Here is an 8,417-nt window from a genome sequence, read left to right as displayed (position 1 = left end):
GTTGAACCATTTCACGGAGCCAGTAGCCATCGTGATATCTCCTTTGTAGTACCGCCCACGAAATGCAGCGGTCCGGCGCAGTCAGTCGCAATCGAAGAACTGAGGCCGATGAAGGAGACAGTGGTCGAAAGAGGTAACGTCGCAGGGGTCATATGCGCCTTCATGCAGATTTTTGCAAGAATTATCGGCAAGATGGCACGGGCAGGCCGAAATCTGCCTATAGCAAAAGGCGCCAGGACTGACGCCGTCCCACAACAGGAATGACCCGGATCAACCCCGAACGGGCTTCTCATCCCGACCCAGCGCAGGGCCGTTCACCCGGATTAAGCCTGTTCGGAAAGCTCGTCTGAAAGCCAGGCGACCAGCTTGTCAGTATCGGCGTGACTGGCACGCGCGGCACCCCGAAAGACGGAGATTTCGGTCGGTCGAATGACCGCTTCGGCACAGGGCCGTACCAGTTTGCCTTCCCTGATCAGCGCCTCGGTCGTGCGCCGCCAGCCAAGGGCGATGCCCTGCCCCGCCACAGCCGCCTGAAGCGCCAGCGGATAACTGTCGAAATGCACCATGCGCGGGCGCTGAGGGGCTGGAATGCCGATGGCGTCGAACCACTCCATCCATCCCATCCAGTCCTGCGGGACGACCTGGTGGGACAGCAGCGGATACCCGAGCAGATCGGCAGGTGTCAGAGGCACCCCGGTGCCGGGAAGAAGCGACGGCGCGCAGACGGGAAAGATGTCGTCCGACGCCGTGAAGGCCAGCCTTGCATTGCCCGAGGGCCGATTGGACGACTGCATCGCGACGTCGAACTGTTCCCGCGCCTCGGTCACCGGTCGCAACGACGATACGACCCTCAGTTCGATGCCGGGGTGGCGTTCATGGAATGCCGCCAATCGGGGCATGAGCCAATAGAACGCTTCGCACAATTGGCAATGCAGCACGACTTCGCCGGATCGCCTTTGCCCGCGTATCGCCGCAACTTCGGCGGCAATGTCGGACAGGGCGGCACCCACGACCTGCCCCAGCCTGCGCCCGTCGGACGTCAGGAAAACCGCGCGGTTCCGCCTTTCGAACAGTTGAGCGCGAAGTTCGGCCTCCAGTTGCGCGATCTGTTTGCTGACGGCGGTCTGGGTCAAACCAAGCTCGTCAGCCGCAAGCGAGAAACTTTCAAGCCGGGCCGCGGCTTCAAACGGTCTTAGACGGGACAGGGGCGGTAAGGCATGCATGAACTATCTATAACTTCACCTCATCCATTCTTGTCAATTACTCCTTTTTCATAAGCCACCATTCATGATTTCCAAGGGGCGAAATTCACAAAGGATCACCCCATGGTCTCACCACGCCGACCCAATCGCACAGGACGCGCGATACTCGCCATCGTCACTTCGGTTTCGGCCTTGTCGCTGGGCGATGCGTTGATCAAAGCGACAGGTCTGTCGCTTCCGCTATGGCAGATGTACATCCTGCGCTCGGCGCTGACCCTGCCGGTTCTTCTGTGGCTGGCGTGGCGGCGAGGCCCCATATCTGTGACGGCCCCACTCTGGGTCGCCATCCGCAGCCTTTTGCTGGTCGCGATGTGGCTGAGCTACTATGTCGCTCTGCCTAGATTGCCACTCTCGCTGGCGGCGGCGGCCTATTACACCGGCCCGCTCTTCATTCTGGCGATTTCGGCAGTGGTGGCGCGGCAATGGCCGGGCAACCGTGCGCTCATCGCCATCGTAGCGGGATTTCTCGGCGTCTTGCTCATCATCCGCCCTGATGCAGCCGGGTTTCAGACTGTAACGCTCCTGCCGGTGCTTGCCGCGCTGCTCTATGCTGCAGCGATGATGATCACCTCGGTGAAATGCCGCGAGGACAGCCCATTCGTGCTCGCCCTTGCGCTCAATCTGGCCTTTGTCATTGCCGGTCTCTGCCTTGGCCTGTTTTCCGGCCAGAAGGGGGCGTTCCTGTTCGGCCCGTGGCAACCGGTTGATGCGCCGCTCGCTCTGACGGTCGCGACGCTGGCGGGCCTGCTGCTTGTCGGCAGTGTGGGGGCGGCAATTGCCTATCAGGAAGGCCCGCCCACGACAGTTGCGGCGTTCGACTATTCCTATCTGGCGTTCAGCCTGCTTTGGGGAGCGATCTTCTTTGGCGAACGCCCCGGGGCGATTGCCTTGACCGGCATATGTATCATCGTCGGCGCCGGACTGCTGGCCCTGCCCCGACGCAATCGCGACTGAGCCCAGATGCCCTTTGAATTCAAAAGATCGCCCGCCCGACACGAAAGCGGGGCGGGCGACCTGAGGACAGGTTACTATTTTTGGGTGATGCGCCCATCAAGATAAGGCGTATAGGGTGCGTTCGCAGCCAGGTATTCGGCCGTGACATCGGCCAGATCGGGGCCGAAATCATAGGCATTCATGCCCTCGGTCGCGAACATATCGAACCCGTCCCCGCCATTCCTGACATAGTTGTTGGTTACGACGCCATAGACGGTATCCGCCTCAATCGGCGCCCAGGCATCTCCCGCCCCAACCATCACGTCCGACACACGCGCGCCGGGCTCGGCCGCCGGATCGAACGTGTATTTGAGGCCCGCGACCTGTGCGAAGCGACCTGCGCCTTCCTCGACCTGGCTCACGCCATTCTCAAGGGCTGCCAGAACCGTCGAACCCTTGGCCTGGAAGGTCGAAAGCGTGTTCTGGAACGGCAGGACCGTCAGAACCTCGCCCATCGTCACCTCGCCCGCATCGATCGAGGCGCGCAACCCGCCGCCATTGGCAATCGCGATCTGGATGCCCTGATCGGCGACCCGCGCCAGCATAGCATCGGCGACAAGGTTGCCCATCTGGCATTCGACCGCGCGGCAATTGGCCCGATCACCGTCGATGGCCTCAGCCGTCTCGGCCACGACCTTGTTGCGGATCTCGTCCAGCGGCACGGCAAGCTCGGCGATACGGTCCTTTGTCGCGCCGTCCTCGGTCACCGCCGCATCCATGATCAGCGGCTCACCCGTGGCTTCGGTAATCTCGCCCGCATCGTTGAAGGTCACGTTCAATTCGCCCAGGAACTTGCCATAGGCATAGGCCGAGACGATGGCGGTATTGCCCACCATGGTCGGATAGGGGCCTTCGGCACGGTCATTGGTGTTCGACAGAAGCGTGTTCGTGTGGCCGCCGACGATCACATCGACGCCGGTCGTTTCCGCCGCGACCTTCTGATCGACGCCGTAACCGGAATGCGACAGGACGATGATCTTGTTCACACCCTCGGCGGTCAGCTTGTCGACCTCGCCCTGCACGGCGCCGACCGGATCGGTAAAGATCACGTTCTTGCCGGGGCTTGCCAGTTCGTCGGTATCCTGCGGCGTGAGGCCGATGAGGCCCAGCTTTTCGCCGCCGCGTTCAATGATCGTGGATTTCGCGATCTTGCCCGCCAGCATTTCCTCACCCGAAATGTCGGCATTCGACATCAGGACCGGAAATTCGACCGTATCGACGAAACCGCGCAACACTTCCGGCCCGTCGTCGAATTCATGGTTGCCCACGGTCATCGCGTCATAACCAAGCTTGTTCATGAACTCGGCCGCGGCAGCCCCCTTGTAATACGTGTAGAACAAGGTGCCCTGGAACTGGTCGCCACCATCGACAAGGATCGAATTGTTCGACCGTGCCCGCGCCTCGGCGATCGCCGTAACCAGCCGTGCTGTGCCGCCGAAACATTCGCCCGCCGCGTTATCCTCGGCCGAACAGCCCGAGTCGTATTTCGAAATCGGCTCAAACCGCGCATGGAAATCGTTGGTGTGCAGAATGGTCAGCGAATAATCCGCCTGCGCCATGCCCGCCGAAAGCGCGAGAAGAGCGGCGGAAGTGAGAATCCGGGTCGCCATGTGAAACTCCCTGTTATCGTTGATCGGATCAGAATGGGCGCAGATCGAAGCCGTGTCAAAGCCCATCGAATGTGCCCTAACGGCACATTGTGACACACTGATAACGCAGGCGGGATTGACCGGACGGGCCTGACCGGGCATGAGCGGGCCATGCTGATCTACAAGATCTTCCGCCGCCCCGAATGGGATGCGTTCCGCAAGACGGGCGAGACTTTGGGCGCGCCGGTCGATCTGGCCGACGGCTTTATCCATTTCTCCACCGCCGAACAGGTGACCGGGACGGCGGCGAAGCATTTCGCCACCGAAAGCGATCTGGTTCTGGTCGCGTTCCGGGCGGGTAATCTTGGCCCTGAACTGCGCTGGGAACCCTCGCGCGGCGGCGCGCTCTTTCCGCATCTCTACCGGCCTCTGGCGATCTCAGAGGTGGTCTGGGACAAGTCGCTGCCGCTGGGTGCCACCGGCCATATCTTTCCCGAGGGCATGCTGTGAAGCTGATCGAACGCGCCGGGCTTTGTGCGCTGCATCAATTCGATCCCGAAACCGCGCATGGGTTGTCGATCCGGGCGCTGGCGACGGGCCTCGTGCCCCTGCCCGGCCCTTACGGCAGCCCGCGGCTGAAAACCCGCATCGCGGGGCTCGACCTGCCGAACCCTGTGGGATTGGCGGCGGGCTATGACAAGAATGCCGAAGCGGTGACGCCGCTGACGCGCGCCGGTTTCGGCTTTGTCGAGGTTGGTGCGGCCACCCCCCTGCCCCAGCCTGGCAATCCCAAACCGCGCCTCTTCCGGCTGAGAGAGGACCGGGCCGTCATCAACCGCTTCGGGTTCAACAATGACGGTGCCGAGGCCATCGCCGCCCGCCTTGCGAAGGCCAAGCGCCATGTACCCGTGGGCCTTAATCTTGGGGCCAACAAGACGTCCCACGACCGCGCCGCCGATTTCGCCAAGGTGCTGGCGACCTGCGGACCGCATGTGGATTTTGCCACCGTCAACGTCTCTTCGCCCAACACGGAAAAGCTGCGCGACCTTCAGGGCAAGGCGGCCCTGTCTGCCCTGCTCGCGGGCGTCATCGCCACCCGCGACGGGTTGACGCGCCAGATCCCGATCTTCCTCAAGATCGCCCCCGATCTGAGTGAGGCCGAACTGGCCGATGTGGCCGAGGTTGCACTGACCTCGGGTATCGACGCGGTGATTGCGACCAATACGACGCTTGACCGTGATGGGTTGACCAGCCGTTATGCGGGCGAGGCGGGCGGCCTGTCCGGCGCGCCTTTATTCGAAAAATCGACCCGCACTCTGGCCCGCCTTTCCGCTTTGACAGACGGCAAGCTGCCGCTGATCGGCGTGGGTGGGATCGCGTCGGCCGAGGACGCCTGGCAGAAGGTCCGCGCCGGGGCCTCGGCGGTGCAGCTTTATTCGGCGATGATCTATCAGGGCCTGTCGCTGATCACCGATATCGCGAATGGGCTCGACAAACTCCTCGCCCGCGACGGCTTTGCCACGGTCGCCGAGGCTGTCGGCACCGGACGAAAGGACTGGTTATGACCGAAATCTGGCACAATCCCCGCTGCTCCAAATCCCGCCAGACCTTGGCATTGCTGGAGGAACGCGGGCTGACCCCGACCATCCGTCTCTATCAGCAGGACGCCCCGACCGAGGCCGAGTTATGCACCGTGCTCGGCGTGCTCGGCATCCCTGCGATCAGTCTGATGCGCACGGGTGATGCGCTTTTCAAGGAACTTGGCCTGACCAAGGACATGGATGAGGACCGCCTGATCGCCGCGATGGCCGGGCATCCGGCGCTGATCGAACGGCCGGTGGTCCTGCATGACGGCAAGGTCGCGCTTGGCCGCCCACCGGAATCGGTGCTCGACCTGTTCTGACCCCCCCGGTGCCGGGCCGCTTTAAGGCAAGGCGCGCCACATGCTGATCTCGCAGGCACTGCAGGCGGTTCCGGGTCGCTCCTCTGCCGCCACCTCGGCAAATCCGGCACGGCGATAGGCGGACTGCGCCGCAAGATTGCCTGCCCCGACATCAAGCCAAAGCTTCGTCACCCCGGCCCCTTGCGCATCTGCCATTGCCGCCCCGATCATGGCGTGACCAAGACCCGAACCACGGGCGGCACCAGCAACGAAAACGCCGCCGATCCAGCCCCGCGCCGCATCCTCGGCATCCCGAATCCAGGCAATGCACCCGACCGGCGCATCCCCGTCGAAGGCAAGAAAGGTCGGATTGGCCGCAAGCTGCGCCGCGAAATCCGCCAGCGGCCGATCCTGCCAGTCGGCAAGCCGTGCCGAAAACGCCTCCGGCACCGTCGCCAGCGCCTCCAGCCGGATCGCGCGCCAGGCCGCAGCCTCGTCAGGCCCGACCCGGCGGATGATCATTCCGGATGCCCCGGCACCTTGCCCGATGGCGCGGCATAGGGGCGTGTCACATCCTTCAGGGTCAGATCGAGGCATTCCACCTCGGCTGCGATGCCGCCATCACCTGCCAGAACCAGCTCTACCCGTCCCGCCGCATCCTCGCCCGATGTCCAGTGGATATCGAGCAGTGACAGGACAGCTTCCTTGTCGCCCCGGTCGATCCCCTGCGAGGCGACACCGGTCACCCCGTCGATCACCAGCAAAGAACGCACCCGTTCATAGGGGCGCCCGCGCGCCTCGGCCGCCGCCTGATCTTCCCAGCGGAACCGGTTGATCAGAAGGGCGAGGCGGCGCAGCTTCGGCTGCCAGCTCATGTCGATTATCGACAGGACCGCATCCTGCACCAGCGCCGCCATCACGGGCACGTCGTCCGCCGTCTCGGCCTTGAGATGGAGCGGCTTTTCGCCCCCGTCCTCGAACTTTGCGTCTTCAGCCATCACTCCCCCTTCACCCGTTCGATGCGGGCCCCCACGGCAGAGAGTTTTTCCTCTACCCGCTCGTAACCGCGGTCGAGATGATAGACCCGGTTGACCATCGTCTCGCCCTCGGCACCAAGCCCGGCAAGGATCAACGAGACCGAGGCGCGCAAATCGGTCGCCATGACCGGCGCGCCTTTCAGCCTTTCGACCCCTTTGACGGTGGCGTGACCGCCATGAACCTCGATATCGGCACCCATCCGCATCAGCTCGGGCGCATGCATGAAGCGGTTCTCAAAGATCGTCTCTTCCAGCACGCTTGTTCCCTTGGCGGTGACCAGAAGCGCCATCATCTGCGCCTGAAGATCGGTCGGGAAACCGGGGAAGACCTCGGTCGTCACATCCACCGCCTTGGCCCGCCCGTTCGAGCGGGCAACCCTTATGCCCTTCTCGGTCGGGGTCACGACGATCCCGGCCGCATCGAGTTTTTCGCAGAAGGCCGGAAGCAAGTCCATGCCGCCGCCGATCAGTTCGACCTCGCCGCCTGCAATCGCGGGCGCGATCATATAGGTGCCAAGCTCGATCCGGTCGGCGACCACGGGATGGGTCGCGCCATGCAGCCGATCGACGCCCTGAATTTCGATGGTTGCGGTGCCCTCGCCCGCAATCTGGGCGCCCATGGCGCGCAGGCATTTCACGAGGTCGACAATCTCAGGCTCGCGCGCGGCGTTCTTCAGAACCGTCGTGCCTTTTGCCAAGGTCGCGGCCATCACGATATTCTCGGTCGCGCCAACGCTGGCGAAGCGCTGTTCGATCACCGCGCCCTTCAGCCCCTTCGGCGCATCGGCATGCAGATAGCCGTCCTTGAGTTCAATTTTCGCACCCAAAGCCTCCAGCCCCGCGATATGCAGGTCCATGGGCCGCGCCCCGATGGCGCAGCCGCCGGGCAGCGAGACGACCGCATGGCCCGCCCGGGCCAGCAAGGGGCCCAGCACCAGATTGGAGGCGCGCATCTTGCGCACGATATCGTAATCGGCGGTCAGGTTATTCAGATCATGCGAGGACATGGCCAGAACCCGCCCTTCCTGCATCGACCGCACTTCAGCCCCGAGCGATTCCAGAAGCAGCGTCATCGTCTTGATATCCGACAGGCGCGGCGCATTGGTCAGGGTCAGCGGCTCATCAGAGAGAAGCGTCGCCGGCATCAGCGCCAGACAGGCATTCTTGGCCCCGGCAATGGGGATCTGGCCCTTCAGTTCGGTGCCGCCCGTGACGATAATCGAATCCATGCCTGCCTCAGCTTTCCTTGTTGTCCCCGGCGGGCTTTGCGCCCCGTGCCTTGGCCTGAGCCTTGCGGCGCTGAAGGTTCGCCTTCAGCGCAGCCTTCAGCCGCGCCTCACGGCTGTCCTCGGCTTTTTCAGACCGGTTTTTCAGGGTTTTCCTGTCCATGGCGCCCTCTCTACAGCGAAGGCGCGAAAGGGTCCAGATTGCCCTTGCACGACGCGGAATTTGCGTCTAACACGCGCCCCACGAAACGGGCTGCCGAAGCTCACTGGTAGAGTGCTTCCATGATCGGGAAGCCCGTACGGGCAAAGGCAACTGAAACCAAAGGGCTTTTCCAGAGCCCGCTTGCATCGGGATAACGCCCGGGGTAGCTATCTGGAAAACGGATGCTGTGGTAGCTCAGTGGTAGAGCACACCCTTGGTAAGGGTG

Annotated in this window: 11 protein-coding genes; 5 read left to right on the top strand and 6 right to left on the bottom strand. The window is 63.1% G+C overall.

What is annotated here, in order from left to right:
* Window positions 1-264, top strand: a 264-nt coding sequence (locus WBB85_RS19235; protein WP_432640202.1) for a hypothetical protein, incomplete at its 5' end; no start/stop codon positions are given.
* 59 nt (window positions 265-323) lie between these two features.
* Here the strand turns inward: WBB85_RS19235 and WBB85_RS19230 are convergent.
* The gene (locus WBB85_RS19230) at window positions 324-1,223 is read right to left on the bottom strand and encodes a LysR substrate-binding domain-containing protein (RefSeq protein WP_432640201.1); all 900 of its coding nucleotides are present in this window, start codon (window positions 1,221-1,223) and stop codon (window positions 324-326) included.
* 102 nt (window positions 1,224-1,325) lie between these two features.
* Here WBB85_RS19230 and WBB85_RS19225 point away from each other — a divergent pair, with 102 nt between their 5' ends.
* Window positions 1,326-2,216, top strand: coding sequence for a DMT family transporter (locus tag WBB85_RS19225; protein ID WP_432640200.1), 891 nt, complete (start codon window positions 1,326-1,328; stop codon window positions 2,214-2,216).
* A gap of 74 nt (window positions 2,217-2,290) precedes the next feature.
* Here WBB85_RS19225 and WBB85_RS19220 read toward each other — a convergent pair whose 3' ends face one another.
* Entirely contained in the window at window positions 2,291-3,865 is a 1,575-nt protein-coding gene (locus WBB85_RS19220; protein ID WP_432640199.1) for a bifunctional metallophosphatase/5'-nucleotidase, read from the bottom strand.
* A 150-nt stretch (window positions 3,866-4,015) separates the two neighbouring features.
* Between WBB85_RS19220 and WBB85_RS19215 the strand changes: the two genes are divergently transcribed.
* The 3 genes from WBB85_RS19215 to arsC are packed head-to-tail and all read left to right on the top strand — an operon-like array spanning window position 4,016 to window position 5,747.
* Window positions 4,016-4,354: a DUF952 domain-containing protein gene (locus tag WBB85_RS19215; protein WP_432640198.1), complete on the top strand. Its 339-nt coding sequence runs from the start codon at window positions 4,016-4,018 to the stop codon at window positions 4,352-4,354.
* Entirely contained in the window at window positions 4,351-5,409 is a 1,059-nt protein-coding gene (locus WBB85_RS19210) for a quinone-dependent dihydroorotate dehydrogenase (protein ID WP_432640197.1), read from the top strand. Before WBB85_RS19215 ends, WBB85_RS19210 begins: the two co-directional genes overlap by 4 nt.
* Window positions 5,406-5,747, top strand: coding sequence for an arsenate reductase (glutaredoxin) (gene arsC, locus WBB85_RS19205; protein WP_432640196.1), 342 nt, complete (start codon window positions 5,406-5,408; stop codon window positions 5,745-5,747). The genes WBB85_RS19210 and arsC overlap by 4 nt, the downstream gene beginning before the upstream one ends.
* Window positions 5,748-5,768: 21 nt before the next feature.
* Here the strand turns inward: arsC and WBB85_RS19200 are convergent, their stop codons facing one another.
* From WBB85_RS19200 to WBB85_RS19185, 4 genes are read right to left on the bottom strand one after another with little or no spacing between them, the layout of a single operon-like run.
* Window positions 5,769-6,248: a GNAT family N-acetyltransferase gene (locus WBB85_RS19200; RefSeq protein ID WP_432640195.1), complete on the bottom strand. Its 480-nt coding sequence runs from the start codon at window positions 6,246-6,248 to the stop codon at window positions 5,769-5,771.
* Entirely contained in the window at window positions 6,245-6,724 is a 480-nt protein-coding gene (locus WBB85_RS19195) for a DUF2948 family protein (RefSeq protein WP_432640194.1), read from the bottom strand. Before WBB85_RS19195 ends, WBB85_RS19200 begins: the two co-directional genes overlap by 4 nt.
* Window positions 6,724-7,992: a UDP-N-acetylglucosamine 1-carboxyvinyltransferase gene (gene murA, locus WBB85_RS19190; protein ID WP_432640193.1), complete on the bottom strand. Its 1,269-nt coding sequence runs from the start codon at window positions 7,990-7,992 to the stop codon at window positions 6,724-6,726. Before murA ends, WBB85_RS19195 begins: the two co-directional genes overlap by 1 nt.
* Before the next feature lie 7 nt (window positions 7,993-7,999).
* Window positions 8,000-8,152, bottom strand: coding sequence for a hypothetical protein (locus tag WBB85_RS19185; RefSeq protein ID WP_432640192.1), 153 nt, complete (start codon window positions 8,150-8,152; stop codon window positions 8,000-8,002).
* Between the last annotated feature and the right edge of the window lie 265 nt (window positions 8,153-8,417).

Origin of the sequence: Albidovulum sp., assembly GCF_049646345.1 — a bacterium.
Lineage (GTDB): Bacteria > Pseudomonadota > Alphaproteobacteria > Rhodobacterales > Rhodobacteraceae > Albidovulum.
This window is presented reverse-complemented; position numbering and strand designations above follow the sequence as displayed.

Coding starts and splice junctions, on each gene's coding strand:
- WBB85_RS19230 (WP_432640201.1), bottom strand. CDS start 1,223: ATGCATGCCTTACCGCCCCTGTCCCGTCTAAGACCGTTTGAAGCCGCG.
- WBB85_RS19225 (WP_432640200.1), top strand. CDS start 1,326: ATGGTCTCACCACGCCGACCCAATCGCACAGGACGCGCGATACTCGCC.
- WBB85_RS19220 (WP_432640199.1), bottom strand. CDS start 3,865: ATGGCGACCCGGATTCTCACTTCCGCCGCTCTTCTCGCGCTTTCGGCG.
- WBB85_RS19215 (WP_432640198.1), top strand. CDS start 4,016: ATGCTGATCTACAAGATCTTCCGCCGCCCCGAATGGGATGCGTTCCGC.
- arsC (WP_432640196.1), top strand. CDS start 5,406: ATGACCGAAATCTGGCACAATCCCCGCTGCTCCAAATCCCGCCAGACC.
- WBB85_RS19200 (WP_432640195.1), bottom strand. CDS start 6,248: ATGATCATCCGCCGGGTCGGGCCTGACGAGGCTGCGGCCTGGCGCGCG.
- WBB85_RS19195 (WP_432640194.1), bottom strand. CDS start 6,724: ATGGCTGAAGACGCAAAGTTCGAGGACGGGGGCGAAAAGCCGCTCCAT.
- murA (WP_432640193.1), bottom strand. CDS start 7,992: ATGGATTCGATTATCGTCACGGGCGGCACCGAACTGAAGGGCCAGATC.
- WBB85_RS19185 (WP_432640192.1), bottom strand. CDS start 8,152: ATGGACAGGAAAACCCTGAAAAACCGGTCTGAAAAAGCCGAGGACAGC.